Source organism: Micromonospora sp. NPDC005206 (assembly GCF_040608175.1).
Taxonomy (GTDB): Bacteria; Actinomycetota; Actinomycetes; order Mycobacteriales; family Micromonosporaceae; genus Micromonospora.
Map to the genome: position 1 here is coordinate 129154 of NZ_JBEXHU010000004.1, position 26205 is coordinate 155358.

Annotated in this window: 24 protein-coding genes; 14 read left to right on the plus strand and 10 right to left on the minus strand. The window is 72.9% G+C overall.

Features of this window, described 5'->3' with window-relative positions; all coding sequences use genetic code 11:
- The first annotated feature begins 29 nt into the window (after nucleotides 1–29).
- Both ftsH and folE read left to right on the plus strand, forming a co-directional pair.
- Nucleotides 30–2048: an ATP-dependent zinc metalloprotease FtsH gene (gene ftsH, locus ABZU69_RS06715; protein ID WP_354963421.1), complete on the plus strand. Its 2019-nt coding sequence runs from the start codon at nucleotides 30–32 to the stop codon at nucleotides 2046–2048.
- Nucleotides 2049–2083: 35 nt separating this feature from the next.
- Nucleotides 2084–2749, plus strand: coding sequence for a GTP cyclohydrolase I FolE (folE, locus tag ABZU69_RS06720; RefSeq protein WP_354963659.1), 666 nt, complete (start codon nucleotides 2084–2086; stop codon nucleotides 2747–2749).
- A gap of 54 nt (nucleotides 2750–2803) precedes the next feature.
- Here folE and ABZU69_RS06725 read toward each other — a convergent pair whose 3' ends face one another.
- Together ABZU69_RS06725 and ABZU69_RS06730 are read right to left on the minus strand one after the other, a co-directional pair.
- Entirely contained in the window at nucleotides 2804–3523 is a 720-nt protein-coding gene (locus ABZU69_RS06725) for a hypothetical protein (RefSeq protein WP_354963422.1), read from the minus strand.
- 28 nt (nucleotides 3524–3551) lie between these two features.
- Entirely contained in the window at nucleotides 3552–6113 is a 2562-nt protein-coding gene (locus ABZU69_RS06730) for an FtsK/SpoIIIE domain-containing protein (RefSeq protein WP_354963423.1), read from the minus strand.
- 195 nt (nucleotides 6114–6308) lie between these two features.
- Here ABZU69_RS06730 and ABZU69_RS06735 point away from each other — a divergent pair, with 195 nt between their 5' ends.
- Entirely contained in the window at nucleotides 6309–6863 is a 555-nt protein-coding gene (locus ABZU69_RS06735) for a hypothetical protein (RefSeq protein WP_354963660.1), read from the plus strand.
- A gap of 4 nt (nucleotides 6864–6867) precedes the next feature.
- Here the strand turns inward: ABZU69_RS06735 and ABZU69_RS06740 are convergent, their stop codons facing one another.
- From ABZU69_RS06740 to ABZU69_RS06770, 7 genes are all read right to left on the minus strand, one after another.
- Nucleotides 6868–7467 carry a hypothetical protein gene (locus ABZU69_RS06740; RefSeq protein ID WP_354963424.1) on the minus strand — a complete coding sequence of 200 codons (600 nt, stop codon included), beginning with the start codon at nucleotides 7465–7467 and terminating at the stop codon, nucleotides 6868–6870.
- A gap of 13 nt (nucleotides 7468–7480) precedes the next feature.
- A complete protein-coding gene (locus ABZU69_RS06745) occupies nucleotides 7481–8650 on the minus strand; it encodes a M23 family metallopeptidase (RefSeq protein ID WP_354963425.1) in 1170 nt (389 codons plus the stop codon).
- A complete protein-coding gene (locus ABZU69_RS06750) occupies nucleotides 8647–9204 on the minus strand; it encodes a hypothetical protein (protein ID WP_354963426.1) in 558 nt (185 codons plus the stop codon). The genes ABZU69_RS06745 and ABZU69_RS06750 overlap by 4 nt, the downstream gene beginning before the upstream one ends.
- The gene (locus tag ABZU69_RS06755; protein ID WP_354963661.1) at nucleotides 9201–11129 is read right to left on the minus strand and encodes an MFS transporter; all 1929 of its coding nucleotides are present in this window, start codon (nucleotides 11127–11129) and stop codon (nucleotides 9201–9203) included. Before ABZU69_RS06755 ends, ABZU69_RS06750 begins: the two co-directional genes overlap by 4 nt.
- Nucleotides 11130–11316: 187 nt before the next feature.
- Nucleotides 11317–14697 carry an ATP-binding protein gene (locus ABZU69_RS06760; protein ID WP_354963427.1) on the minus strand — a complete coding sequence of 1127 codons (3381 nt, stop codon included), beginning with the start codon at nucleotides 14695–14697 and terminating at the stop codon, nucleotides 11317–11319.
- Between the two features lie 214 nt (nucleotides 14698–14911).
- Nucleotides 14912–15274, minus strand: coding sequence for a hypothetical protein (locus tag ABZU69_RS06765; RefSeq protein ID WP_007466101.1), 363 nt, complete (start codon nucleotides 15272–15274; stop codon nucleotides 14912–14914).
- A 12-nt stretch (nucleotides 15275–15286) separates the two neighbouring features.
- Nucleotides 15287–15601 (minus strand): hypothetical protein, encoded by a 315-nt coding sequence (locus ABZU69_RS06770; RefSeq protein WP_030327982.1) that lies wholly within the window; start codon nucleotides 15599–15601, stop codon nucleotides 15287–15289.
- Nucleotides 15602–15956: 355 nt separating this feature from the next.
- Here ABZU69_RS06770 and folP point away from each other — a divergent pair, with 355 nt between their 5' ends.
- From folP to ABZU69_RS06805, 7 genes are all read left to right on the plus strand, one after another.
- Nucleotides 15957–16832: a dihydropteroate synthase gene (gene folP / locus ABZU69_RS06775; protein WP_354963428.1), complete on the plus strand. Its 876-nt coding sequence runs from the start codon at nucleotides 15957–15959 to the stop codon at nucleotides 16830–16832.
- Nucleotides 16829–17194, plus strand: a complete 366-nt coding sequence (gene folB, locus ABZU69_RS06780; RefSeq protein ID WP_354963429.1) for a dihydroneopterin aldolase — start codon at nucleotides 16829–16831, stop codon at nucleotides 17192–17194. The genes folP and folB overlap by 4 nt, the downstream gene beginning before the upstream one ends.
- Complete coding sequence (gene folK / locus ABZU69_RS06785) at nucleotides 17191–17718, plus strand: 2-amino-4-hydroxy-6-hydroxymethyldihydropteridine diphosphokinase (RefSeq protein ID WP_354963430.1); 528 nt, start codon at nucleotides 17191–17193, stop codon at nucleotides 17716–17718. The genes folB and folK overlap by 4 nt, the downstream gene beginning before the upstream one ends.
- A 19-nt stretch (nucleotides 17719–17737) precedes the next feature.
- A complete protein-coding gene (locus tag ABZU69_RS06790; RefSeq protein WP_354963431.1) occupies nucleotides 17738–18277 on the plus strand; it encodes a DUF3180 domain-containing protein in 540 nt (179 codons plus the stop codon).
- Nucleotides 18278–18397: 120 nt separating this feature from the next.
- Nucleotides 18398–19612, plus strand: a complete 1215-nt coding sequence (locus ABZU69_RS06795) for an ABC transporter permease (protein ID WP_354963432.1) — start codon at nucleotides 18398–18400, stop codon at nucleotides 19610–19612.
- A 53-nt stretch (nucleotides 19613–19665) separates the two neighbouring features.
- On the plus strand, nucleotides 19666–19974 hold the full coding sequence (locus ABZU69_RS06800) for a hypothetical protein (RefSeq protein WP_089021851.1): 309 nt from the start codon (nucleotides 19666–19668) through the stop codon (nucleotides 19972–19974).
- Nucleotides 19975–20099: 125 nt separating this feature from the next.
- A complete protein-coding gene (locus tag ABZU69_RS06805) occupies nucleotides 20100–20531 on the plus strand; it encodes a hypothetical protein (protein ID WP_354963433.1) in 432 nt (143 codons plus the stop codon).
- A gap of 23 nt (nucleotides 20532–20554) precedes the next feature.
- Here the strand turns inward: ABZU69_RS06805 and ABZU69_RS06810 are convergent, their stop codons facing one another.
- Nucleotides 20555–21559, minus strand: coding sequence for an ABC transporter ATP-binding protein (locus ABZU69_RS06810; protein WP_354963434.1), 1005 nt, complete (start codon nucleotides 21557–21559; stop codon nucleotides 20555–20557).
- A 2-nt stretch (nucleotides 21560–21561) separates the two neighbouring features.
- Between ABZU69_RS06810 and ABZU69_RS06815 the strand changes: the two genes are divergently transcribed.
- From ABZU69_RS06815 to ABZU69_RS06830, 4 genes are all read left to right on the plus strand, one after another.
- Nucleotides 21562–22248 (plus strand): ABC transporter permease, encoded by a 687-nt coding sequence (locus ABZU69_RS06815; RefSeq protein ID WP_354963435.1) that lies wholly within the window; start codon nucleotides 21562–21564, stop codon nucleotides 22246–22248.
- Between the two features lie 32 nt (nucleotides 22249–22280).
- Entirely contained in the window at nucleotides 22281–22982 is a 702-nt protein-coding gene (locus tag ABZU69_RS06820) for an ABC transporter permease (protein WP_354963662.1), read from the plus strand.
- A 226-nt stretch (nucleotides 22983–23208) separates the two neighbouring features.
- Nucleotides 23209–24213, plus strand: coding sequence for a glycine betaine ABC transporter substrate-binding protein (locus ABZU69_RS06825; RefSeq protein WP_354963436.1), 1005 nt, complete (start codon nucleotides 23209–23211; stop codon nucleotides 24211–24213).
- Nucleotides 24214–24545: 332 nt separating this feature from the next.
- Nucleotides 24546–26204 (plus strand): hypothetical protein, encoded by a 1659-nt coding sequence (locus ABZU69_RS06830; RefSeq protein WP_354963437.1) that lies wholly within the window; start codon nucleotides 24546–24548, stop codon nucleotides 26202–26204.
- The last annotated feature ends 1 nt before the right edge of the window (nucleotide 26205 follow it).

The window sequence follows — 26205 nt, forward strand, 5'->3', positions numbered from 1 at the left end:
ATGCGGGCGCTCCGGCGCTCGACAACAGTATGGAACGTACGCGTTTCTTCCGCCGACCGGTGGTCTGGATCATCCTGGTCATCCTCGGCGCCGTTGTGCTCAGTCAGCTGTTCACCGCTGGTCCCAGCTACCACCGCGTGGACACTTCCGTTGCGCTCGACCAGCTCCACACCGCCAAGATCAATAAAGTCGTCTTCCAGGACAAGGAGCAGACGCTCCAGCTGGACCTGGCCCAGAAGACGAAGTTCGGCGACACCACCACCAACAAGATCGAGGCCCAGTTCCCGTACCAGGTTGGTGACGAGGTCTGGAATGAGGTGCTGGACGCCAAGTCGGCCAACCGGGTCACCGGCCCGGCCGACGCCAAGGTCTCGTCGGACAGCATCTGGGTGAGCCTGCTGGTCAACCTGCTGCCGATCGCGCTGCTCGTGCTCCTGCTGCTGTTCTTCATGTCGCAGATGCAGGGCGGCGGCTCCCGGGTGCTCAACTTCGGTAAGTCCAAGGCGAAGATGATCACCAAGGACACTCCGAAGACGACCTTCGCGGACGTCGCGGGTGCCGAGGAGGCCGTCGAGGAGCTGTACGAGATCAAGGACTTCCTGCAGAACCCTGCGAAGTACCAGGCCCTGGGCGCCAAGATCCCGAAGGGCGTGCTGCTGTTCGGCCCGCCCGGCACCGGCAAGACGCTGCTGGCCCGCGCGGTCGCCGGCGAGGCCGGGGTGCCGTTCTACTCGATCTCCGGCTCCGACTTCGTGGAGATGTTCGTCGGTGTCGGCGCCAGCCGGGTCCGTGACCTCTTCGAGCAGGCCAAGACGAACGCACCGGCGATCGTCTTCGTCGACGAGATCGACGCCGTCGGCCGGCACCGTGGCGCCGGCATGGGCGGCGGCCACGACGAGCGGGAGCAGACGCTCAACCAGCTGCTCGTCGAGATGGACGGCTTCGACACCAAGGGCGGGGTCATCCTGATCGCGGCCACCAACCGACCGGACATCCTCGACCCGGCGCTGTTGCGCCCGGGCCGGTTCGACCGGCAGATCCCGGTGGACGCCCCCGACATGGAGGGCCGCAAGGCCATCCTGCGGGTGCACGCCAAGGGCAAGCCGTTCACTCCGGACGTCGACCTCGACGCGGTGGCACGGCGTACCCCGGGCTTCAGCGGTGCCGACCTGGCCAACGTGATCAACGAGTCGGCCCTGCTCACCGCTCGCAAGGACCAGCGGGCAATCACCAACGACTCGCTGGAAGAGTCGATCGACCGGGTGATCGCCGGTCCGCAGCGACGGACCCGGGTCATGAGCGACCAGGAAAAGAAGATCACCGCGTACCACGAGGGTGGGCACGCGCTGGTCGCCTGGGCGCTGCCGCACGCCGCGCCGGTGCACAAGGTGACGATCCTGTCCCGCGGCCGCTCGCTGGGCCACACCCTGGTGCTGCCCACCGAGGACAAGTACACCCAGACCCGCGCCGAGATGATCGACACCCTGGCGTACGCGCTGGGCGGTCGGGCCGCCGAGGAGCTGGTCTTCCACGAGCCGACCACCGGCGCCGGGAACGACATCGAGAAGGCCACCCAACTGGCCCGCGCGATGATCACCCAGTACGGCATGAGCTCCAAGCTCGGTGCGATCAAGTACGGCACCAGCGGGGACGAGCCGTTCCTTGGCCGCAACATGGGCCACGAGCGGGACTACTCGGACTCGGTGGCCGCCGAGATCGACGGCGAGATGCGGGCGCTGGTCGAGCTGGCGCACGATGAGGCCTGGGAGATCCTGGTCGAATACCGGGACGTATTGGACAGCATCGTGCTCGAGCTGATGGAGAAGGAGACCCTCTCCACCGCCGACATGGCCCGGATCTGCGCGCGGGTGGTCAAGCGCCCGCCGCTGGCGCCGTACAACGGCTTCGGCAAGCGCCAGCCCTCCACCGAGCCGCCCGTGCTCACCCCTGCGGAGAAGGACGCGCTCAAGGCACAGGCGCAGGCCGACGGCGCGCAGGCGTCGGTCGGCGGCGGCACCTCGTCCAACAACTCGGACGGCACGCACTGAGCAGCGACCCGACGGCCAGCTCCCCCCACCGGGAGCTGGCCGTCTCCGCGACCGAGCCCGACGGCGACGACGCGCTGGACTACGTGGCCGCGCGGCTGATCAGCGGAAAGCTGACCGGCCGCCCGGTCGAGGACGCGGTCGACCTGCGTCGCATCGAGAAGGCGGTCCGGGAGATCCTGATCGCGGTCGGGGAGGACCCGGACCGCGACGGGCTCCAGCAGACCCCGGCCCGGGTCGCTCGGGCGTACGCCGAGCTCTTCGCCGGCCTGCGGGTCGACCCGGCCCAGGTGCTCAGCACCACCTTCGAGGCCAACCACGAAGAGCTGGTGATCGTCCGGGACATCGACGTCATGAGTCTCTGCGAGCACCACCTGCTGCCGTTCCGCGGCAGTGCGCACATCGGCTACATCCCCGGCCCGGACGGACGGATCACCGGCCTGTCCAAGCTGGCCCGTCTGGTCGAGGTCTTCGCCCGCCGCCCGCAGGTGCAGGAACGGCTCACCTCGCAGGTCGCCGACCTGCTGATGACCAAACTCGCCCCACGCGGCGTCGTCGTCGTGCTGGAGTGCGAGCACATGTGCATGGCGATGCGCGGCATCCAGAAGTCCGGTGCGAAGACCATCACGTCGGCCGTGCGCGGCATCCTGCAGACGGACTCCAAGTCGCGGGCCGAGGCGATGGCGCTGATCATCCCCCGCTGACACCCGGACGCGTCACCGGCCGGCTGCCCCACCCCGGGACGGCCGGTCGTTGCGTCAGCCGGCCAGCAGGGCCAGCAACAGGCCGGTCGTGACCAGCACCGCCGGCACCAGGCAGACCAGCGCACCGAAGCGAACCGTGCGGTCCAGCCGCTCGCCGGGGGCGGCGCGGAACACCCGCCCGATGCCTACCCAGCCGGCGACGAAGGCGACCGCCGGCATCGGCAGCCCGCAGATCAACGCCGCCACACTCGCCGGGCCCGCCCCGGTCGCCACAAACACCACGACCTGGATCAGCGGCACCAGCAGCGCCAACGGCCCGTACACCAGGAGGTTGCGCCCCCGGGCCGGCCAGGACCCCGGGCGGAACCGGGTGCGCGCGGCCAGCGCCGCGTCCGCCGCCTCGGCCCGACCCCGCGCGGCCCGCAGCGCCGCCAGCACGGCCGCCGGGCCCCCCACCATCGACCGCGCCGCCTCGTTCACCTCCGGCGGGGACGGCACCAACGAGATCGCCGGTACGCCCAGCTCACGAAGCCGTTCCTGCTGGCTCGCGAGCCCGGTGCGGACCACCGTCAGCTCCTCCCGGGCGGCCTCCGCCGAGCGGGCCTGCTCACCGGCGGCGGCTGCCGCGCTGCGGCGTACCCCGTTCAGCTGGCGGGCCGCGGCGAGATACTCCGACCAGGCCGTGGTGGGCTCCGCGCTCGTTTCCGCGACGTCCCCGTCCGGCTCGGCGGTCCGCTGCCGTCCCGGCCCGGTCACCGTCGCGTTCGGACCCATCCCGACACCCCCCGCGCGCACCGCCGGATCACCTGGCCTCGTCGGCGAACGGCACCAGGACCGTGCCCCGCTCGTCCGGCCCGTCCCAGAGCACCGCCCGGTCGGGACGGGCCCGCCACTCCACCGGCCGGCCGAAGACCGCGGCGAGCTGGGCCGCCGGCACGTCCAGCACGGCCACGGCCGCGAGCTTGTCCACCTCGCCCTCCGGCTCCAGCAACGCGGCGAACGGTGGCACCGCCCGCCACCAGCCCAGCAGGTGCCGGCCCGACGGCGGCCCGTCCCGCAGCAGCGCGCGCAGCCGGTCCACCGGCAGCTCGCGGGGCCCCGGCCGGTCCAGACCGAAGACGACCAGGTAGGTCGGCAGCTCCCCGTCCGCGTCCGCGAGCAGCGTCGGCAGGTCCACCATGGCCGCCGAGTGGCGGACGGCCAGCTCCGCCGTCAACGCCTCCGCCAGCGGCCGGGAACCCGGGTCGGGAGCCCCCACCAGGAACCGGGCGGTGCCCGGCGAATGGTGGTCCGCCGTGCTCCGCGCCGCCGTCGCCAGCAGCCCACCCGCCGCCGGGCCGGATCCCAGCACCGCCAGGTTGCGCCCCGCCGCCGGCCCCAGCGGTACGGCGACCGTCGAGCGGGCCACGTCCACCGCCCGGCCGAGCAGAGCCGCTGGCCCGTGCGCCTGGCCGGCCAACGCCGCCCGGTGTCGCGGATCGTTGCCCAGCAACGGACGGGCGTACCCGGCGAACACCACCGGCGGCACCGACCCGGCCGGCCGTGCCGTCCACAGCTCGTGCCGCAGCCGATCCACCACCTCCGGGTGGTCCTGCGGATCGGGGTGGCGGATCAACCGTTCGTGACCGCGGATCGCGCCCCGGGGGCCGCCGAGCCCGCCCGCGGTGTTCACCACCGCGCTGCCCACCGGCAGGCCGGCGGCTGAGTCGTTGGTCGGTTCCAGCACCGGGCGGCCGCCCGGCAGCGCCACCCGCACCGGGAACTGGCCGAGCACCGAATCCCGGTGCCCGGTGTCCGCCCGGCCACTGAGCCCCAGCTCGCCCGCGCCGGCCAGCACCAGGTGTACGCCGTACGCCCGGCCGGCGCGGGCCAGCCCATCCAGCTGGGCGGCAACCTCGGCGGCCAGCCGGTCCCGCTCGGCGAAGATCAGCGGCAGATTGTCCAGCACGCACACGATCCGGGGCAGCGGCCGGTGCTGGCGCAGCTCCGCGAAGCGCTGCCCACCGGCGCGCCCGCCGGCCTCGGCCCGGCGCTGCACCTCGACCGTCAACTGATCCAGCAGGTCCCGGACGTACTCCCGATCCGCGGCCATCGCCGCCGCCCGCACCTGCGGGATCCAGGACCGGTCCCGCTCGGTCTGGAGGAACTCCACGAAGGACTCGCCGTCGCCCAGATCCACCAGGTAGAGCGCCAGGTCGTCCGGGCCGTACCGGGCGGCGAGCCCGAGCAGCGCCGTGGTCAGGAACGCCGCGCGACCCGCACCGGACCGGCCACTGACCAGCCAGTGCGGGGTCAGCTCGGTGAAGCCCAGCGGCACCGGGCGGCCCCCGGCGTCACCAACCGTGGTGGTCAACCCGTCGGCGGAATCCGACTCCCACAGCCCCTCACCCGTCGCCGGCAGCAGATCCGCCAGCGCCAACCGGGAACCCGCCTCCACCTGCGCGGCGAGCCGCCGACAGACCGCGTCGACCAGGTCGGCCGGCGGGTCCGCCTCGACGAAGACCGGCGAGTTCAGCCCGCCCGGCGGATCGGCGCCGGGGCTGGCGAAGGACGCCCCCGGCGGGTCACCGAGCAGCGCGTACGCGTTGCGCAGCACCAGCGGTGTGGCGCGCGGCAGTGGCCCCCGAGCCGCGTACGGGCCGGCGGGCGGCCAACCGGCCACCACCAGGTGCAGCCCGGCCGCCGGCCCCTGCTCAGCCAACGCCTCGACCCGTGCCAGGTCGGTCGGGCCGGTCAGCTCCGGCAGCGCGGCCACCACCAGCAGCAGCGTCCGGTCATGCCGGCGCCGCCCACTCGCCCCCGGCGCGACCCACTGCTCCGCCTCGGTCAACACCGCGCGCAGACCCGCCACATCCACCGCCGGCGGCGGCAACAGGCCAGCATCCGCCAGCGCCCCGAACGGGATGAGCACCGCCCCCGTGGCGTCCACCGCGCGCACCAGCAGGGCACCCGCCGGTGCCGCCGCCAGCGACCGCAGCAGCACAGCCCGAAGCAACCCCGCCACCCGCGGTTCCCGGGCGTCGGTGTCCACGCTCAGATGCCCGGTGCCGACGAGCGGCACCAGCGCGGGAAAACGGGCGTCGTCCAGCGGTGCCGCGGTACCCACCCGCACGAAGGACGGCGGGCCGTCGCCGGCCGGCGAATCCACGGTCAGCGAGTCCAGGGCGGCCCCCGACCATCCCGGGGCCAGCCGCGCGGCCACCGCCCGCAGCCGGTCGGCCACCTCGTACTGGCGGCGCTGATCGGCGGGGGCCGGTCGGGTCTCGTCCAGGATGCCGGCCGCGGCGGTCGCGACAGCCGCTGCACGCCGGTGCAGAGCTGCGGCGCGGTTCGTGCGTGCCTTCGGACCGGCCACCGCGTCCACCCCCTCTGCCCGAGGTTGGCAACCCCTCCCTGCACAGAGACGGTATCCCAGCCGAGGCCCCTCCTCCGGGAGGTGTCGCGGCGGTGCGCCGGTGTTGTCGTGGATGTCACCGGTGGGGAGGGGTCCGTCACGATCCGCTGGATCTGAGGCATTGGCTCCGGGGCGTCCAGCCGTTAGCTTCAGGGGGTGGAATCAGTGCAGCCCCCCGCCGGTTCCCAGGTCTCCCGCGTACCGGCCCAGCGGACGCCGTCCGAGCAGCTGCCGCCCGCCCCGGCCCCGCCAGCGCCGCAGCAGCCACGCCGCCGGGTACGCACCGTGCTCACCGTGTTGGCTGGGGTGCTCGCCCTGCTCTTCCTGGGCGCTGCGGTCACCGCGTATGTGCTGTACGACCGCGCCTCCACCCCGGACCGCAGCGCGCCCGACGTAGTGGTGGTCAACTATCTTCAAGCGGCACTCGTGTCCCGCGATCCCAACCGAGCGAAGCTTTTCACCTGCGACGGAGCGGTTCCCGCCCTGGAAGAGTTCGGCGCGCAGATGGTCCGGCGAGAGCAGGAGTTGAACGTCTCGTTCTCGATCAACATCGAGAACGTTGCTGTCTCGAAGGTCGGTCCTACTGATGCGTCGGTTACTGCTGTTATCCGTCGTAGCGCATCGATCGATGGTGTTCAGCAAAGCCTGGCGGATACGTGGCGCTTTGACGTGCAAGACAGAGAGGGATGGCGCGTGTGCGCCGGTGCCAGAGTCAGCTAGGTCGTCATTCGATCCACAGCAGATGAACGGGAACCTCCAGAGTTGTGGGGGACTGGCCTCGCCAGGCCCAGCGGTACCACTCCACCTCGGGCGTGATCCGGACGCAGATGTCTCCCTCGGCACCCGAGTAGGTTTCGGTCACCGCCCGCAGGTCCCGGTGCTCCAGGCCGCCTTCGATGTGCACCACGCGGCGCCCGGTGACGGCATCCGCCTCGAAGACCGGCGTGGGGGGCCGATGGGCCGGGCCGTCCAGTGAGACCAGGCGGATCCCGCTGGCCCGGGTGTCGGCCGGCTCGGGCCGGTCGCCGACCGTCTCCACCCAGACCCGATCGACCGGCACCAGCGGCGCGAACACCTCGACCTGGTCGGCTTCGGCCCGGTACCACTCGTGCTCGGGGATGACTGGCACATAGGTCCGGGCGCCCTGTACCACCCGGTCGTCCGCCCGCAGGTCGCCCCGCCACCCCAGCCCCGGCAGCCCGACCAGCACCCGTCGTCCGCGCAGCTCCACGCGCTCGGTGGCCGGCACGATCGCCAGTGGTCGGGGTGGCCGGGGCGCCCAGTCGGGCTGGTCGGCGAACGGGTCCGGCAGGGGTCCGGTCATGCCCGTGGTGGCCTCACTCCGCGCTACGCAGCGGGGCGCCCCGCTCGCGCATGAACGGTATCGGATCGATGGCGCCGCGGCTGGTGCGGTCGTTGCGCAGGTGCACCTCGAAGTGCAGGTGCGGGCCGGACGAGTTGCCGCTGCTGCCGACCTGCCCGATCACCTCACCGGCCGGCACGATCTGATCGGGCGACACCCGGGGGCGGACCATCATGTGGCAGTACCGGGTGATGTACCCCCCGGCGTGCAGCAGGTCGACGAACCAGCCGCAGCCGCCCTTGCCAGGGTGCCCGTCCACGTCGCAGTCCTTTCGGCCACGGTCGTCCGGGTCGCAGCGGGCGACCAGGACCCGGCCGGCGGCGGCGGCGCGGATTTCGGTGCCCTTGGCCGCCCCGATGTCGACCCCGTTGTGGCTGGGCCGGCTGCTGGTGCGGAAGCCGGAGCCGACCTCGCCCGGGATCGGAGCGGTCCAGCCGGAGGCGGCGATCTGGCCGCGCTCGGCCGCGTTGCACACCGCCTTGCCGTTGATCTCGATCGTGCGCGCCGCGCCGCCGGCCAGCGTGTCGACGATCCGGCTGGCCAGCTCCTCGTGCTTGGCGTAGGCGTCCGGGTAGGCGCTGATCTGGACCTGCTGCGCCACCACCGTCAGCGGCCGGCGCTGCCAGCTCCGCACCTTGACCAGCTTCTCGTAGAACTTACGGGCCGTGTACGCGGGGGTCATCCGCTCGGTGACGCTGCCCCACCCCGGCCGCTGCTGGAACAGCCCCAGCGAGTCATGGTCGGCGCCGACGCCCTCATGCGGTAGTGCCAGTGACGCGGGAACGCCACTGTTCGCCAGGTTGCGCAGCGCGGATTCCTGCATCGCGGTAGCCAGGGCGATCACCCAGCCCCGTGACGGCACCCCCAGGTCCTGGCCGACCTTGATGATGATGGCGGCGTTGCGGATCTGCGCATCGCCGTACTCGGTGAACCGCGGCAGCTCGCCGGCGATGTCCACCGGACGGATTGGGCCACAGCCCCAGCCGGCGAGGGCGTCCCCGTTCTCCGCGTCGCCGCCGAGCCCACTGAGGAAGAACGCCGCGGTTCCCCCGGTGCAGCAGAGCAGGAGCAGCACGCCGGTGAGCATTGTGGCGATCACACCGACCCGCACCGGTCGACGGAGGGCGCGGCTGCCGGCGTTCATTGCCGCTCCCAATCCACCACGTCGACCAGCCAGCCGCCATCCGCGGCGAGCAACTCCAGCCGGAGCCGGCCGGTGTCGAGGGGCAGCACCACCTCGACGAACGTCTCGGTGCGCGACCGCACCGCCGGTGGGCCGGTCACCTCCTCGGCCGGGACCCCGCCGGGATCGACGCCGACCAGCTTCTCGGTCAGCGCCGCTGTGGACAGCGGGCGCAGGGCTGCGTGCCACTGTTCGGCAGTCATGCCGGGGCGGCCGAGCCAGGCCGTGGTGAACCGGTCGGCGGTCTGTTCGGGCGTGCGGTCGCCCGGTCGGGTCACCGGTGACGGTGGAGGTTCGGTGGAGATCGCGCCATCGTCGCCGGCTGTCGGGTCCACGGTGGTGATCGGCCGGTCCGGCCGGCTGCTCAACCCGTCCGCCGGGTCGGCCGGATCGGAGACCAGCCGGGCCGCCCCGAGCACCCCGAAGACGAGCACCGCGATCACCAGCGCCACCCCCAGCCGGGACCGCAGAACCCGTGTGAACAGGAACTCCATTGCGCGTCGCATCGCCATCACCGCGCCTCTGAGCGCACCCGCGGTCCGGTGCGGTCCGGCGCACGCTCTGTGGAGCCCGGTCGGTAGACCACGAACGACGGATTCTCCGCTGGCACGTCCGGCTCGGTCCAGGTCGCCGGCTGCCGGCGACGGGGTTGGGGCGCCGCCGGTCGGCCCCGGCCGCCGGTCGCCTCCTTCGGCACGTCGTCCGCGCGTTCCCGACCATCCGGGCGCTCGGCGCCGGGACGCCGGCCGTCGACCCGGGCCGTCGGCGCCAGGACCGGGTCTTCCCGCCGCGCCTCCGGGCGCAGCGTGGTCTGCTCCGCCACGGGTGAGCGACGGCGGCCGCCCACCGGCTCCGCCGTGCCGCCCGGCTCTGCCACGTCCAGCCGCGCCGCGGTCCGCATGTCCCGGAAGAACCGGCGGTGCCAGGACCCGGCCGAACTGACCGCCTCGCTGCTGTCCTTGCCACCGAGCTGGGTGATCCGCCGGTACGGCCGCAGCAGCAGCCAACCGACCACCCCGCAGAGCCAGACCAGCACCACCTGGAGCCAGCCGGGCAGGGTTGGTGTGCTCATGATCAGGTCAACCGCGAACAGGTAGATCGCTGCCCCGGTACCGAAGATGGCGATGTTGAAGACCGCGGCCACCACGGCGTTCGCGAGCCGCCGCAGCCCAGCGCTGGCTGGTCGGAGCAGACCGACGGTGCCCAGGATCGGCGCCGCGATCACTGCCCACCGGAAGATGAGGAAGCCCAGCAGGACCAGTAGCGACGCGGTCAGATCGAACATGGCGAACAGCACCGACGCCAGCACCGCGATGAAGCCGGCACCCACCCGGTCCATGTCGCGGACACCCTGGAGGTACTCGTACGCCTCCGGGTCCTCGTCCTGTATTTGTTGTGCCACTCGCGCCCACTGCTGCTGCTTGGCCTTGATCGTCGCCTTCCGAGTGTCCGGATTAGCGCGCATGGACCGAGCCTCGCCCCAGGTTAGGGACCGTGCGTCATAAAGGGCGGGGCCGTACTTACGTGCGGTCTCACTATCCGCAGAACCCAACACACCCCGGAGCCAGTTTCGGTACAGCATCGTCTCGGTAGCGGTGTCGCTGGCCCGTACGGCAGGCGTGCGAAGGTCCTTGCAGCGAGTGGGGTCGATGCATCGTCCGGGCGCCGGCTCCTTCGCTTGCGGGCCCACAGCGTCGTGCACCACCCCGAGGCCGGTGACAAGTGCGCCGTCGGCGACGTTCGCCGACTTAACCGGCCAGGCGGCAAGCGCGGTGACCGCGACCATCACCAGCAGCGCCCAGCCCGCCGTGGTCATGGCGTTGCTCATGTCCGCCTGGCGGGACCGCCAGAGCAAATAAAGCCCCACCACGCAGAGCGTGACGATGCCGAAGACGCTGAACACCTTCTCGTAGACGGCCTTAGTGGCCTTATCTACGAGCGGATCAGCCCAGCCCCACATCGATCCTGGATTCCAGGCGCGCTCCCTGAGCGCGTTTGATGCGCCGATGATTGCCGTTGCGGCCATGAATTCACCATTGGCAATCGTGGTGGTGAACTTGTAGTCGGGATGCAGCACGCTCGACGCACAGCCACCGCCGATGTCGTAGGTGGTGTAGCTGTATCCCGCGTAGCCGTAGAGGCTGTAGCGGCCGGCGACTCCGTTCGCCGCCTCTGCCGGTGGCGCTGCGGCGAACCAGCCGGCGAGGCCGGAGTCGGGGGTGCCGGGGGTCGGTGCGTTTCGGCAGGTGACCTCGTCCTCGCTGACCTCCTTGAGCTTCGCCACGCAGGTCCGGAAGTCGGCCTGCCACTCCGGTGTCGTGCAGAGGTCGGCGCGCGCCTGGGCGGCGGGCGGGGCGGCGGCGGCTGCCTCCGCGCCGATCAGCGGCCAGGTGAGGGAGGCCCCGGCCAGGACGCCGAGGGCGAGCAGGAACGCCGCGATCCGTGCCCGGGTCCTGGGGCCCCGGTCGAGGTCCCTGGTCGGCCTGCGGCGTGCCGAGACGACGACCGGCTGCGTTGGAGGTCCGTCCGGATGCAACGCCGGTGTCCGGCCGAACCTCCGCCTTGCCGGACGTCGTCTGGGCTCCGCCTCGGCTCGACCGAGGACCTCGACGCGGCCCCTAGCCATGTCACGCCTCCAGATCCGGCAGGGGGATGCTCGGGAGTACTCCGGCCGCTGCGGCGATCGCGGCGGGCGTCGTGTCGAGGTGGTCCAGCAGCCCTTTGACGTAAGAGACGTCGACGCGAACCTTCTGCACCCGCCCGTCGACGTCGCGCATCACGAACTCGCGGAAGCCGAGGCGGTTGGCCGAGCTGGTGTCGGCGGCGGAGAGCGACGCCAGGGTGGCCTCATACCCGTCGTTGACGGGCACCCGGAGCAGTCGCAGCGCTTCGGAGGCGATCTCGGCGTCTTCGGCGATCCGGCCGACGAAGACGGTGGAGACGAGGTTCTGCACGTCGAGGCCGAGGATGTCGCGCGGGTTCTGAGAGGCGACGAGTGCGGCAAGGTTCCACTTGCGGGAGTCCCGAGCGAGCCGGACGAGGAACGACCGCCCGGACCGCCAGCCCTCCATGAAGTGCGCCTCGTCCAGGCCGACGAGCTTGCGCGACGACATGGATCCGCCGTAGCAGCGGCGGACGGCGAGCCGGTGCGCGGTGTGCAGCATCGGCAGGGCGAGTGCCTCCTCGGCGGACCAGTACTCCCGTTCGATCTTGAGGTCGGGCAGCCGCAGCCCGGCCATGGTGATCACCGTGAGCGCCGCGTCGGCGCCGAGCAGCCCCTCCGGCGGTCGGCCGAAGAAGAGCATGGCCAGTGGCATCTCGGCGGTGTCGAGCAGGAGGTTGGCCAGTTCCTTCCCGGCGTCGTCGTCGAGTTGCCCGAGGCAGCTCACCACGTCGTCCAGGGTGGAGGTCTCCTCGGCGGGAACCTGACGGACCGCGTGCCGGAACAGGGTGGCGGTGGACGCCTCGCGGGCCACCTGCGGCGGCACCAGCATCATGCAGATGTCCTGGACCAGCATCCGGCGCTCGGCCCGGGCGTTGGAGACCGCGATCTCGAACTCACGGTCGCCGGAGGCGCCGGCGCCGAACTCACTGCGCAGCGGCGTCGGGATCAGCGAGTAGGGCGCCAGGGTGCCGTGCTCGGAGCCGGTCAGGTTCAGCACCCGGGAGTACGGCCGCAGCTCCGGCATGGCGCAGAGCCGGGCCAGCGGCCCGGACGGGTCGAGCAGGGTCACCTGGACCCCTCGCCGTGCGGCCAGGTAGCCCAGCGCGCCGAGCAGGGTCGACTTGCCGCCGCCCGGCTCCGCCACGAAGACCGCGAGCCCGGAGCGTTCCCGTACCTCCATGGGGAAGTGCAGGTCGAGGAAGACCGGGCGGCGGCAGGTGCCGGCGGTCCGGCCGATCAGGTCGCCCCGCCGGTCGCCGACGTTTGAGGCGGCCTGGGGGAGCGCGGCGGCGAGCAGCGGGACCGGCATCCGACGGACGTAGCCGGTGTTGGCGATCGGCTCGCCGGGGATGAACTCGCGGGCCAGCCAGTCCTGGTTCTTCGGGTGCTGGAGCGAGATGCGCAGCTCCCGGGAGTAGAGCTGGATGAGCCGACGGGCCCGTTCCAGGCACTCCTCCCGGGTCCGGCCGCCGACCGCGATCCGGTGCCAGCCGTGAGCGCGGGCCGAGTCGACCGGCAGCCCGGTGGTCATCTCGTCGCCGATCACCAAGGCGCGCTTGGCCAGCCGCTCCAACTCGGGCGGCGCGTCGATGCCATGTTCGGCGTAGTCGAGCTGCTGTGAGCGGATCATCCGCAGCCGGTGTTCGAGATTGCGGAACGAGTCGCCGGAGCCGAGGATGTCGACCCGGGTGGAGATCTCCATCGGCCAGGGCAGGCGCTCGTGGAAGTGCAGCCACGGCTCGTGCCGTTCCGGGATCTCCAGCGGCTCCATCCGGCCGACGGCGAGCACGGCGACGTGCCGTTCCTCGCCGGTCATGCGGTTGACCAGCTTCACGGTCGAGCCGTACGGGGTGCGGTAGCGCTCGACCTGCTCGGTCAGGGCGAGCAGGTCACCGCGCTCCCAGTGACCGTTGGTCACCGGGGAGAGCGTGCCCGGAGGCGCCATGCACAGCGCCACCGAGCGGTAGAGCAACCACTCCAGCTCCTGGGCGGTGACCCGCCGACCGCGCATGCCGAAGGCGCCGAGCACTTCGTCGAACTGCTCCACGGTGCGGCCCAGCTTGCGGCGTTCCCCATCGGCGGTGCCCCGCCCGAAGGTGCGCAGCAACCGTTCGGTGAGCGAGTCACCGAGCGACCGGCGGGCGAAGGTGACGCCCAGGTAGGTCTGCCCCTCGGCGTGGTTGACCGCCATCAGGTGCCGCTGGGCGGCGACCAGGTGGTCGGCCCAGCCGGTGGTGCCGGGCACGTCGGGCAGCGGCGCCGGGGTGTGCGCGTCGATGGTGCGGGCCCACTCGTCGGCGGGGAACGGCCGGGTGGTGCGGCGCAGGTGCAGCCGGAAGCCGGCCAGGCCGGCGTACTGCTCGGAGATCGCCGAGAGCAACGCCTCGCGTTCGGCGTCGGGCCGGAAGGCCCAGCGCACCTCGGGCAGCCAGTACCAGGCGGTGACCGTGTTCGGGGTGAAGGTCAGGTGGCCGGCGATCTCGGTGATGGCCAGTTCGACTGATGGGTCCCGGTCCCCAAATTTGATCTTCGGGGCGCGGACGCGGACCGGCCGGGTCGGCCGGTCCTGTCGGCTCACGGCCTTTTGCCGGGGCGCGGCTATTTCCCGCCCGGTCGGCTCCGCGCCGCCCGGTCCCGGTCGCGCCGGGCTGCGGCGTGGCGCGCGTTCCAGGGCCGGCCGGTCCGTCGGGGCGGCGCTGGACGGCCCGGCCGGCGGTGCCGTCGGGCGGCCGACCGGCGCGGCGCTGGGCGGTCGGGTCGTCGCGTCGGTGGTCGACGACGTGGGCGCACCCGCGGCGGTCGGGTCGGCCTCGTTCGATGTCCGGAGCATCGGAAGCCGGTCGCCGGCCTGGTGTGGCACCCGGGACTCGCCCGCGGGACTGCCGCCGCGGCGACGCGGCTCGACCGGCCGTCCGCTGCTGGTGGGCGCGTCGTCGTGGGCCCAGGGCGGTTCCAGGTCGGGTGCCCGGTCCGGCACCCGGTGGGCCGGTCGGGACGGCTCGGCGGCGGGCGGCTGCTGCTGCGGGATCGCCGGCTGTTCCCGGGGCGCCGGGGCGGCATGCGTCGCGCCCGGCCGGGACGCGTCGAAGAGATCCAGGAACGGGGAGTCGATGTCGGCGTTCTCGCCGGCCGACACCGCGCTCGGCTCGGCGGGCGGCGTCCGGCGGGGCACTGGACGGGGGGCCTGGAAGACCCCGACCGCACCGTGGCCGGGCGACGTCACCAGCGCGGGATCGAGCGCCACCTCGTCCTCGGATTCGGTGTAGTCGAATGACTGCGCACCGTGACCTGCCGGCGCGGCCGGACGGCCGGCCGGGGAACCCGGCGTGGAAGAGCGACTCATGCGACCGCCTTAGAGACTGTCGGGACACCCCGCAGCGGCTGCGGCGGGCCCAGCCGACGACCGGCGGCGTTGGAAATTGGTCCGGATACCGGTGTTGTATCCGGACCAATCCCCGCCTTGCCGGATCGCCGCCTGGACTCCGCCTCGCTCGCCCCGAGGTCTACCGACAGCCTCTTACCCGCGTCGTGCGACGGACCGATCGGCGTACGCCCGGTCATGCCAGCTCCTCCCGGATCCTGATCCGGCTGCCGACCAGGCGCGGGTCGCGCTGCTCGATCGCCGGCTCCCGGGTGCGTCGCCAGTCGGTCAGCGCGGTGCGGATGACCACCCGCGCCGGCCGGTCCGGGTCGACGTGCCGGAAGATGAACGACGTGGTCACGATGGCGAGCGCGATCTCCCAGGCCGGGAAGAGCTCGACCGTCAGCGTGAACAGCCAGTGGATGAACATGTAGAGGGGGACGAGCAGCATGAAGAGCCCGTACTGGGCGTACGGCAGGTGGACCGGAAGGGTGTAGCCGGGCGGCCCGAGGTAGACCAGGCGGGCCCGGTAGATGTCGTCGTCGGTGCGCAGCCGCATCTGGGAACGCGCCTATTCGAAGATCAGGTCGATCAGGTAATCGCCGACGAAGAAGAGTGTGGCCGCGCCGGCGATGAACGCCAGCCCGACGATCGCGATCGCGGAGCTGGTCAGCACCTTGGAGATCTCGCCCCGGCTGGCCCGCCCGATGAAGATGACGCCCAGCACGGCGAGCAGGATCGGCGCGATCTTGCTGGCGAAGAAGGTGACCACACTGTTGGTGTCGATCCCCTTCGGTGCCGGCTCGGCGAGCGGAGCGGACGCCAGGGTGGAGAGCGCGTGGGCGACGCCGGACGACGCCGTCTCCATGAGCTCGAAGGCGATCACTGGAACCTCCCCATATCGCGGCCGGCGGTGCCGCGGCGGTGCAGTAGGCAAGCCTGGCGGGAAATGTGCTCACAGGGCGCAGCGTTCTCGACCCTGCGTTCGTTACTCACCACAGAGAGTGGCGAGCTTTGGGCGGTTTTTCCCCGCTTCGGCCCTCCCTCCAGGCTTCGCCATCTCGATGCTGGCCAATTCCAAAGCGTACGGGCCGCCCCGGATTGCGACAAGCCGCGAAGGGACTGCCTGATACTGCCCGGACGACCGATCGTACACCTGTTCCAATGCGCACGTCAGGGATGGTGATCGGGGGCCGACCCGGGCTGGTCGGGTCCACCGCTACCACCGGTACCGTCTAGTCGTGACCGATCTGGTGCGGGCCCCGGGCCCGGTGGTGATGGGCGTCCTCAACGTCACGCCGGACTCCTTCTCCGACGGCGGACGGTACGCCGACCTCGGCGCGGCCGTCGGACACGGCGTCCGTCTGCGCGAGGCCGGTGCACACCTGGTCGACGTCGGCGGTGAGTCGACCCGCCCGGGCGCTGAGAGGATCGACGCGGCGACCGAGGCCGACCGGGTGCTGCCGGTCATCCGCGAGCTGACCGCCGCCGGCGTGCCGGTCAGCATCGACACCAGCCGCGCCCGGGTGGCCGAGGCCGCACTGGGTGCTGGCGCGGTCGTCGTCAACGACGTCTCCGGCGGACTGGCCGACCCGGACATGGCCCGGGTGGTCCGCGACGCGGGCTGTCCCTGGGTGCTGATGCACTGGCGTGGCCACTCCCGAGGAATGCGCGACCTGGCCAGCTACACCGACGTGGTGGCCGACGTCCGGGCCGAGCTGGTCCAGCGGATCGACGCGGCGCTGGCCGCCGGGGTGGCCGCCGACCGCATCGTCATCGACCCCGGCCTCGGCTTCGCCAAGACGGCGGCGCACAACTGGGAGCTCAGCGCCCGCCTGCCGGAGCTGCTCGACCTCGGATACCCGCTGCTCTTCGGCGCCAGCCGCAAGTCCTACCTCGGCCGGTTGCTCGCCGCCCCGGACGGGACGCCGCGACCCACCGCGCAGCGGGAGGCGGCCACCGTCGCCACCAGCGTGCTCGCGGTCGCGGCGGGCGCCTGGGGGGTACGCGTGCACGACGTCCAGGCCACCGCCGACGCGCTCGCCGTCTGGGTCGCCACCGGCAGACCGCGTGTGGCCCCCGCCCATGCCGGTCACGAGCGAGAGGGAAAGCGATGACCGACCGAATCGAGCTGACCGGCCTGCGGGCCCGGGGCCGGCACGGGGTGTACGACTTCGAACGGGTCCAGGGACAGGATTTCGTCGTCGACGCCGTACTGGAGCTGGACCTCGCCCCGGCCGCCGCCACCGACGATGTCAACTTCACCGTCCACTACGGCGAGCTGGCCGAACGCCTGGTCGCGGTGGTGACCGGCGAGCCGGTCAACCTGATCGAGACCCTCGCCGACCGGCTGCTCGCGGTCTGCCTGGCCGACGAGCGGGTCGCCAGCGCCACCGTCACCGTGCACAAGCCGGAGGCGCCGGTGCCGCACACCTTCACCGACGTGGCCGTCACCATGAGCCGGGCGCGTGCCCGGTGACCCGGGCCGTGCTCTCGCTCGGCAGCAACCTGGGCGATCGGCTGGGCCACCTGCGTACGGCCGTCGCCACGCTCGGGGACAGCGTGCTGGTGCTCTCCGGCGTGTACGAGACTCCACCGTGGGGTGACGCCGATCAGCCCGCGTACCTCAACGCGGTGCTGCTGGCCCAGGACGACGCCGCCACCCCACGGGACTGGCTGGAGCGGGCGTGGGCCGCGGAGCGCGCGGCCGGCCGGGTCCGTGACCCGCAGCGGCGGTTCGGGCCGCGCACCCTCGACGTGGACGTGATCGCGGTCTGGGGGGACGACGACGAGCCGGTGCTCAGCGACGATCCCGAGCTGACCCTGCCGCACCCCCGGGCGCACCTGCGCGCCTTCGTACTGCGACCGTGGATCGACATCCAGCCGTACGGGCGGCTGCCCGGTCACGGCTGGCTGACCGACCTGCTCACCGTTGGTCCGGTCGCCGACGACGCGCTGGATCTGCGCCCCCGACCGGAACTGGCGTTAGAGTCGACGGCATGACCGAGCGGAGCCGGCCGGCATGACGCAGGCGAAGTCCCCACCACCGGGCGGGCCGGGCCCGGACCGGTCGCGGATGGGCCCCACCCGGATCTCCAGCCTGGTCGTGGCCGCCCTGGCCGCGGCGGCGGTGGCCTGGCTGCTGATCAGCACCCTCTACTACAGCGGCATTCCCCGGCTGCCCTGGCTGCCGGTGGTGACGCTGGCGGCGCTCGCCGTGCTCGAGGCGTACGCCGCCGTCAATACCCGGGGCCGCATCGCACGCAAGCCCGGCCGTGATCCGGTCAACCCGCTGATGGTCGCCCGGTTCGTGGTGCTGGCCAAGGCGTCGGCGCTGGCCGCGGCCATTTTCGCCGGCTTCTACGCCGGGCTGACCGGCTGGCTCTTCGTCGAGACCACGCGGGCCGCCACGGAGGATCGGCCGGCCGCCGGGGGCGGTCTGCTCGCCTCGCTGGCGCTGGTGGGCGCCGCGCTCTGGCTTGAGCGTTCCTGCCGGGTGCCGGAGCGCCCGGACGACGAGCGTGAGCCCGACCAGCGGGAGAGCCGCCCCGGCCAGCGCTGACCAGGGGGTTACGCCCGGCTCCGGGCGCGGGTACGGTGCCTGCGATCGGAGAGCAACGGCCGCCCCGGTCCGTCCGCGTGTACCGGACCGGGGACGGCCGGCCACTGGGGAGGCGGCGTCATGGGGTACGAAGAAGCGGTCCGGGAAGGGTCGGTCGAGCCCTCGTCCGGGGTGCCCGCCGCCGTTCTGGAGAACGTCTTCGACGACCCCAGCCAAGGTGAGCCCGGTCGGGACCGGGTCGGCGTGCACCTGGGGTGGGAGGTCCTGCTGCTGGCCGGTGTCACCACTCTGGGCTGGCTGCTCTGGCGGGCCGACTCGAACGTGCTGCGTGGCGACAGCCTGCGCACCCTGCTGGTCGGCCTGGTCGGGCTCGGGCTGCTCACCCTCGCGGCCGGGCTGAGCCTGCGTACCGCCGCTCCGAACCTGGCCGTCGGGCCGGTCGCGGTCGCCGCCGCGCTGCACTACGCGGAGCAGGGTGACCAGGGTCTGGTGGCGTCGGTCGGTCCGGCGGTCGGAGTCGCCGCGCTGGCCGGGCTGGCGCTGGCGCTGGCGGTGGTGGTTCTGCACGTGCCGGGCTGGGCGGCCAGTCTCGCCGGCGCCGCCGGGGTGGTGGTGTACATCGAACGCCGGTCGGCGCCCGTGCTGGTGCAGGGCGACTACGACCCCGGGCGGAGCGCCGGCTACCTCTTCGCCGGTTTCGCCGCGGTGGCGGTCCTCGGCGGGCTGTTCGGTGCCATCCGGGCGATCCGCCGGCTGGTCGGCCGGTACCGGCCGGTCACCGATCCGGCCCGTCGCCGGGGAGTGATGGCTGCCGTGGTCACCGCGTTCGCGCTGGTCGGCTCCACCGTGCTTGCCGCCCTCGCCGGCGTGCTGCTCGCCGCCAACGGCCCCGGGCCGGTCACACCCGATCCCGGGCTGGACTGGACCGTGCTGGCGATCGGGGTGGCTCTGCTCGGCGGCACCAGCGCGTACGGCCGTCGGGGTGGCCTGTTCGGCACTCTGCTGGCGGTGGGCCTGGTCACGGTCTTTCAGGCGTACGCGCTGGCGCGCGGCTGGACGTTCGACCACTGGACGGTCGGCGGCGTCGCGCTCGGCGTCGGACTGCTGGTCACCCGGCTGGTCGAGACGTTCGGGCGGCCTCGGACGGGCAGCACCGACACGCCCGAGCCGGTCGGCGACGGCACGATCAGCACGGGCTGGACGATGCCGCGGTCGCAGCCGGTCGACACCTGGCCGCCCACCCTGCCGGCGCCGGCCGCGCCGCAACCGGTCGACCCGTGGCGGGATCCGCGCTGGGAGGACAGCCCGCGCCGGTGGGACGACGGCGAGCGGTGAGCCGTGTCGCGTCCGCTGAGCCGGAGCTAATCTCGACCGTTAGGCTCGGCGGCATGACCGACACACCTGCCGCCACCCCCGGCGGATCCTCGTTCGAGGAGCTCGACGCGCTTTCTACCGAGGAGCTGCGGGAGCGGGCGTTCGCCCGGGCCCGGGAGCACCGTGACGTGGGTTTCTACTGGTCGGTGCTGCGGCACCTGCCGAACGCGGACGAGGCGACGGTGCTGGACGGCGCGCCGAATTCGATCGGCCCGACCATCGACGAGGCGAATGCTCTGTGGCGGGAGCTGACCGGCCACGGTTACGAGGAGTCGGCCCCGCTGCTGCGGGCCGCCTTCATCGACTACCTGTTGAAGCACTGAGCCGGCCGGGGCGGCCCAGGTCCACCCGGTCGGTCGGCTCGGGGCCTGGGCGGATCATCGCGCGGTTCACCCGCACCGGCTCGGCCAGCCGGTACGGGACGGCCGCCGGCACCGGCGCGCTCGCCGTGCTGCTGCTGGTCGGGATCTGCGGCAGCCCGGCGTACACCGGATGGGTCGGCACGCAGACCGACCCGGCGTCGGCCGGCGCTTACTACCTGCGTCTGCTCGCCTGGCCCGCCTGGCGGCTGGACGCGGACGGGCAGCCCGGCGGGTTGCTCGCCGCCGACCTGGGGGCCGTCCTGCTGGTGGTCCTCGCGGTGGCTCTGCTCTACCTGCTGCCCGCCGCCCAGGTGGCCCGGGTGCCGGGCCCGGTCAGCCAGTTCTTCTCCGGCTGGGCCGCGTACGTGCTGGCCGGTGGGCTCGCCGCCGTGCTGGCGGCGCCGTTCGGCCCGGACCCGTCGCTGCTCGGCGCGTTGCAGGACGCCAGCAGCGGCGCCGGCTACGGCTTCCTCTGCGGTTGGATCATCGGCGCCGCCAGCCTCGGCGGCCGGGCCTGACCCGACCGGTCGAGCCGGGCGGGTCAGCCCGTCACGCGACCGAGGTCGAGCAGGCGCTGCCGGCTGAGCGCGCCCACGGGTCGGCCGCCGTCGGTCACCACGAGCCGGTCCCGTCCGGACGTGAGCAGCACCGCCAGCGCGTCGTACGCGGAGCCGTCCAGCGGCACGGTGGGCAGGTCCGCCTCGGCGTCGCCGGGCACCGGCTCCAGCGCGTCCCGGTCGAGCTGGGTGACCGCGAGCCGGCGGATGCCCCGGTCGGCCCCGACGAACTCGCGCACGAACGGGGTGGCGGGCGCGCCGAGCAGGGCGGCCGGCGTGTCGTACTGCTCCAGGTGTCCGCCCTGGGAGAGCACCGCGATCCGGTCGCCGAGCCGGACCGCCTCGTCGAGGTCGTGGGTGACCAGCAGGATCGTCTTGCGGACCTCGGCCTGGAGTCGGAGGAACTCCTCCTGGAGACGGGCCCGGACGATCGGGTCGACGGCCGAGAACGGCTCGTCCATCAGGAGCACCACGGGGTCGGCGGCGAGCGCACGGGCCACCCCGACCCGCTGCCGCTGCCCACCCGACAGTTCGTGCGGGTAGCGGCGGCCGAACTGGGCCGGGTCCAAGCCGACCAGGTCGAGCAGCTCGTCGACCCGGACCCGGGTCTGGTCACGGGACCAGCCGAGCAGCCCGGGCACGGTGGCCACGTTCGCCCGGACCGTCTGGTGTGGAAACAGCCCGACGTTCTGGATCACGTAGCCGATCCGGCGGCGCAGCCGCACCGGGTCGACGTCGGTGACGTCCTCGTCACCGAGCAAGATCCGCCCGGCGGTGGGCTCGATCAGCCGATTGACCATTCGGAGCACCGTCGACTTGCCGCAGCCGGACGGGCCGATCAGCACCACCAGCTCGCCGGCCCTGACCTCCAGGGTGAGGTCCCGGACGGCCTCGGTGCCGTTCGGGTAGCGCTTCTGGATGCCCTGAAGGGAGATCGACGCCGCGCGAGGGGAGCCGGTCCCGCCGGCAGCCTCCGGGGTAACGTCCACGTATGTCCTTCCGCCTGAGCTACCTGGCTGACCCGGGTAACCCCTGGTTCTCCTGGCAGTACGTGCGGGACAACTCTGACACGATCGTCGCGGCGGTGGGTGAACACGCCTCCCTCACCGGGCGCGCGGTGCTGATCGCGGTGCTGATCGCCCTGCCGTTGTCCGTGCTCGCGTACTGGTTCCGCCCGCTGGCCGGGCCCATCCTCGGCGTCACGGGCGTGATCTACACCATTCCGTCGCTGGCCCTGTTCGCGTTCATCGCGCCCTACCTGGGCACCGGCGCCACCACCGTGCTGGTCGGCCTGGTCCTGTACGCGCTGCTGCTGATCGTCCGCAACGTGGTGGCGGGGCTCAACCAGGTGCCGCCCGAGGTCCGCGAGGCCGCCGAGGGCATGGGCTACGGCCGGTGGGGCCGGCTGTTCCGGATCGACCTGCCGCTGGCGATCCCGGGCATCATGACCGGGCTGCGGCTGGCCACCGTGTCGACGGTCGCGCTGGTCACCGTGGGGGTGCTGGTCGGGCACGGCGGGCTCGGGCAGCTGATCTTCGCGGGTTTCCAGAACAACCTCTACAAGGCCGAGATCATGACCGGCACGGTGCTCAGCGTGGCGCTCGCGGTGCTCCTGGACCTGCTGCTGGTCCTCATCGGCCGGCTGGTCACCCCCTGGTCCGCCCGGGGCGTGCGGTGAGTGTCGCGGCGAGCCCGGTGCGCCAGGCGGTGATGTGGCTCAACGACCCGCTGAACTGGACCAATCCCGGCGGCATCCTGGACCGGCTCGGTGAGCATCTGGAGATCTCCGCCGCGGCGGTGGCTCTCGGCTGCCTGGTGGCCTGGCCGCTCGGACTCTGGCTGGGGCACACCGGGCGGGGTGGTGGCCTGGTGGTGCTGGTGTCCAACGCCACGCTGGCCATCCCGACCCTCGCGCTGCTGACCATCCTGCCGTTGACGTTCCTCGGCTTCGGCCGTACGCCGGTGGTGGTGGCGCTGGCCGTCTTCGCCGTTCCGCCGCTGCTGGCCAACGCGTACACCGGCGTACGCCAGGCGGACGTGGAGGCGCTCGACGCGGCCCGCGGGATGGGCCTGTCCGGCGGGCAGGTGCTGCGCCGGGTGGAGCTGCCGCTCGCGATCCCCTACCTGGCCGCCGGGTTCCGGACGGCCGCAGTGCAGGTGATCGCCACCGCCGCGCTGGCCTCGTTCGTCAACGGCGGCGGCCTCGGGGAGATCATCCGTACCGGCTTCGGCCTGAGTATCGCGGCCGGCGGGGGTCAGATCCTGGCCGGCGGTGTGCTCGTGGCCGGGCTCGCGTTGCTGGCCGAGCTGGTCCTGGGCGGTGTCGAACGGCTGGTCACCCCCCGTCCGCTGCGGCGCGACCGGCACCGCGCGGGACGACCCCGCCCCGCCGACGCCACCGGCCGCGCCTGATCTGAGCCCGTTTCGTCCGCGGGACGACCCGTTCGGGTGATCGGTCGACGAGCCGGCGACCGGCAGCGAGTTGTCGGTGACGATGCGGTGACGAACTCCACCTCAGGTTGTCGGTCGGTCCCGGAGGATGTTGGGTGGACATTCGCGGGCGGCCGACAGTCAGGATCGCCCGTCGGACACGCGGCCGGCCCGGGACGGGTCGCGCCGGGACACGGAAGGCGGGCACATGCGCGCACGTACACGTCTGGCGATCGGCGCGGTCGGCGCCGTCGCCGCGGCAGGGCTTCTGACCGGGTGCGGTGACGCTGGTTCGTCCGGCACCGACGCGCCCAAGCAGGGCGCCTCCGGGGCCGGGTGCGCCCCGGTCGCCGGGCAGCAGCTCATCGCACTGCAGGACGACAAGAAACTCCAGAACTCCGACAACATCATCCCGGCGGTCAACAGCAAGGCGGCCAACCCGCAGTTGATCGCCGCGCTGGACAAGGTCTCCGCCGTGCTCGACACCCCGAAGCTGATCCAGCTCAACAAGGCCGTCAACGACGACCGTAAGACCCCCAAGGTGGCGGCCGAGGAGTTCGCTTCCGCCAACAACGTCACCGCGGGTGTAGCCAAGGGTCCGGGTGGCGAGATCGTGGTGGGAGCCGGCAACTTCGCCGAGAGCCAGACCCTGGGCGAGCTGTACCGGATCGCGCTCACCGCCGCCGGCTACCAGGTCAAGGTTCAGCAGATCGGCAACCGGGAGCTCTACGAGCCGGCGCTGGAGAAGGGCGAGGTGCAGGTCGTCCCGGAGTACGCGGCGACCATGGCGGAGTTCCTCAACACCAAGGCCAACGGCCAGAACGCCCAGCCGGTCTCCTCGCCCGACATCAACAACACGGTGACCGCGCTGAAGGCCGAAGGCGACAAGGTGGGCATCACCTTCGGCGCCCCGGCCGCCGCACAGGACCAGAACGCCTTCGCGGTCACGCAGGCCTTCGCCGACAAGTACGGCGTGCGGACCCTGTCCGAGCTGGCCGCGAAGTGCTCGGGCAACGCGACCGTGCTGGGTGGTCCGCCGGAGTGCCAGCAGCGTCCGTTCTGCAAGCCGGGCCTGGAGAAGACGTACGGGCTGTCGGTGGGCTCGTTCTCCTCGCTGGACCAGGGCGGGCCGCTGACCAAGAACGGGCTGCGCACCGGCACCATCAGCGTGGGCCTGATCTTCTCGTCGGACGGCGCGTTCGCCACCAGCTGAGCCGCATTCTGAGGCGCTGACGACGCCCCCGACCTCATCGGGTCGGGGGCGTCGTCAGGTCAGTACGCCCGCGCCCAGCCGGTGCACGCCTCACCAGAGCACACCCGGTACTGCAGCGCGTACGACGAACCGGAGGTGTTCTTCTGGCCGCACCCCGTGGCGGAGCCGTTGGGGTCCCGGACGTTGTCGGTGTAACGGTGTTGAGCCGGACTTCGGTCACCGCGCCGATACCGTTGGCTCGGTAGATGCGGCGATGGATGGCCAGGTCAAGTTCCCCGAGGGGTGTTCAGGTCCGTTCCCCTGAGCGGGGATCCTCGGTAGGCTGCACAGCCATGCCAGCCCCGGTCGCCCCCGATGCCCGGCGTCAACCGCCGCTGCTCACCCTGCTCTTCTGGGCCGGGGTGGGCCTCGCTCCGGTGGCGGCGCTGATCCTGCTGGTCGCCGACGGCAACGGCCCGCTGCGCTTCGCGGCGGTGCTCGCCATCCTGGCGGTGGTGCTGATCGGCCTGTCCATCGCGCTGCGGCCCGACGGTGAGGACGCCTCGGCGCGAGCCGATGAGCTGCTGGACGAAATCGAGGAACTCCGCCGGGAGCTGCGCGCCGAGATCGTCGCCGCCGCGCAGCGCGGTAACCAAGCGCTCGACCAGGCACAGCGGGCCCAGGAGGGTGTCGTCGCCGTCCGCCGCCGCCTCGACGCCAGCGGCGCTGCGCTCGCCGGCGGCGCACCCGCCGCCGCGGAACTGGCGGGCGCCGGCCGGGCGCGGGTGCCGGTTGGCGAGCCAGTCGACGATGTCCCGGTCGCCCACAGCCGCGTGTCGGTGCCCGGCGACGCCCCGGCGGGCCGCGTCCGGGTGTCGCCCTCGGAGGACGCCGGTGCCCGGTGGGGCCGCCCCGAGCGCGCGGACGATGATGAGCCGGCGTACCACCGGGAGGCCCCCGACGCCGGTGCCGAGCCGCCGGCCGCCGGGCTGTACGGCGCGGAACGACCGGCCGCCGGGTACGGCCCGGAACGGCCGGCCGCCGCCGGGTACGGCTCCGTGCCCCGCCCTCGTGAGCACGACCGCCCCGAGTCGGCGCGCCGCCCGGTCGGGGTGGTGCGGCACACCGAGACCGTGCACGTCACCACCCGGCACACCGTGGTGGACGGCGGTCCGGCGGAGCCTGGTGCGCGGTACGGCGGCGGGTACGCCGGGCAGTGGACCCCGCCGGCGCAGGAGTGGACCCGGGGTGGCGGCGCGGAGGAGCGTTCCCGGGGGGCGCAGCCCGCGACCCGGGGTGAGCCCGGCTGGACGGCCCGCCGCGACGAGCCGGAGTGGACCGATCCGCGCGACGCGTACTCCCAGCCCGACGAGCCCGGCTGGGAGGCCCGGCCGCAGCCCGTCGCGGGCCGGTCGCAGCCGGATTCGTGGGCGGGCCCCGACGACCGCGGCTGGTCGGAACAGCGGGAACCCGACCGGGCGACGGCCGCGGCGCAGCCCGGACCGGCTCTGCGGGCCGACGACACCGGTGAGTACTGGTCGCAGCTGCGGGCCGGTGACCGGTGGGCCGCCGTTCGGGACGACGAGAACGGCCGTGAGTTGCGGGTCGGGGAGCGCCGGGCCGAGGTGCACGCCGACGCCACGGGCGCCGAGTACCGGGTGGCCGACCGCTGGGCCTCCGTCCGCCACGAGGAGTCCCGCCGGCACGAGGACGCGCGCCACTACGACGAGCCGCGCCGGTACGACGAGCGCGAGCCGTACCAGCGGGACGAGCCGGCGCGCCGGCACGACCGCGACGGCGGTTGGCGGGACGAGCCGACGGACCGGCCGGCGCTGCCGGTGGGCGGCGTGCCGGTGCCGGACGAGTGGCGCCCGCCGCGCCAGCGGGGCCACCAGGCGGAGCCCGCGCCGGAGCGGGCCGGCCGACGCCGGGTCGACGAGCGGTACGGCTACCCGCCGCAGGACGATGTGCCGCGCGCCGGGGGTGCCCCGGCCACCGACCGCTGGCGCTGAC

What these genes read in the sequence shown, in the direction of transcription:
- ABZU69_RS06790 (WP_354963431.1), top strand. Translation starts at nt 17,738, where the DNA reads ATGACGCAGGCGAAGTCCCCACCACCGGGCGGGCCGGGCCCGGACCGG.
- ABZU69_RS06800 (WP_089021851.1), top strand. Translation starts at nt 19,666, where the DNA reads ATGACCGACACACCTGCCGCCACCCCCGGCGGATCCTCGTTCGAGGAG.
- ABZU69_RS06740 (WP_354963424.1), bottom strand. Translation starts at nt 7,467, where the DNA reads ATGACCGGACCCCTGCCGGACCCGTTCGCCGACCAGCCCGACTGGGCG.
- ABZU69_RS06765 (WP_007466101.1), bottom strand. Translation starts at nt 15,274, where the DNA reads ATGCGGCTGCGCACCGACGACGACATCTACCGGGCCCGCCTGGTCTAC.
- folB (WP_354963429.1), top strand. Translation starts at nt 16,829, where the DNA reads ATGACCGACCGAATCGAGCTGACCGGCCTGCGGGCCCGGGGCCGGCAC.
- ABZU69_RS06825 (WP_354963436.1), top strand. Translation starts at nt 23,209, where the DNA reads ATGCGCGCACGTACACGTCTGGCGATCGGCGCGGTCGGCGCCGTCGCC.
- ABZU69_RS06725 (WP_354963422.1), bottom strand. Translation starts at nt 3,523, where the DNA reads ATGGGTCCGAACGCGACGGTGACCGGGCCGGGACGGCAGCGGACCGCC.
- ABZU69_RS06830 (WP_354963437.1), top strand. Translation starts at nt 24,546, where the DNA reads ATGCCAGCCCCGGTCGCCCCCGATGCCCGGCGTCAACCGCCGCTGCTC.
- ftsH (WP_354963421.1), top strand. Translation starts at nt 30, where the DNA reads ATGGAACGTACGCGTTTCTTCCGCCGACCGGTGGTCTGGATCATCCTG.
- ABZU69_RS06815 (WP_354963435.1), top strand. Translation starts at nt 21,562, where the DNA reads ATGTCCTTCCGCCTGAGCTACCTGGCTGACCCGGGTAACCCCTGGTTC.
- ABZU69_RS06820 (WP_354963662.1), top strand. Translation starts at nt 22,281, where the DNA reads ATGTGGCTCAACGACCCGCTGAACTGGACCAATCCCGGCGGCATCCTG.
- ABZU69_RS06795 (WP_354963432.1), top strand. Translation starts at nt 18,398, where the DNA reads ATGGGGTACGAAGAAGCGGTCCGGGAAGGGTCGGTCGAGCCCTCGTCC.
- ABZU69_RS06760 (WP_354963427.1), bottom strand. Translation starts at nt 14,697, where the DNA reads ATGAGTCGCTCTTCCACGCCGGGTTCCCCGGCCGGCCGTCCGGCCGCG.
- ABZU69_RS06745 (WP_354963425.1), bottom strand. Translation starts at nt 8,650, where the DNA reads ATGAACGCCGGCAGCCGCGCCCTCCGTCGACCGGTGCGGGTCGGTGTG.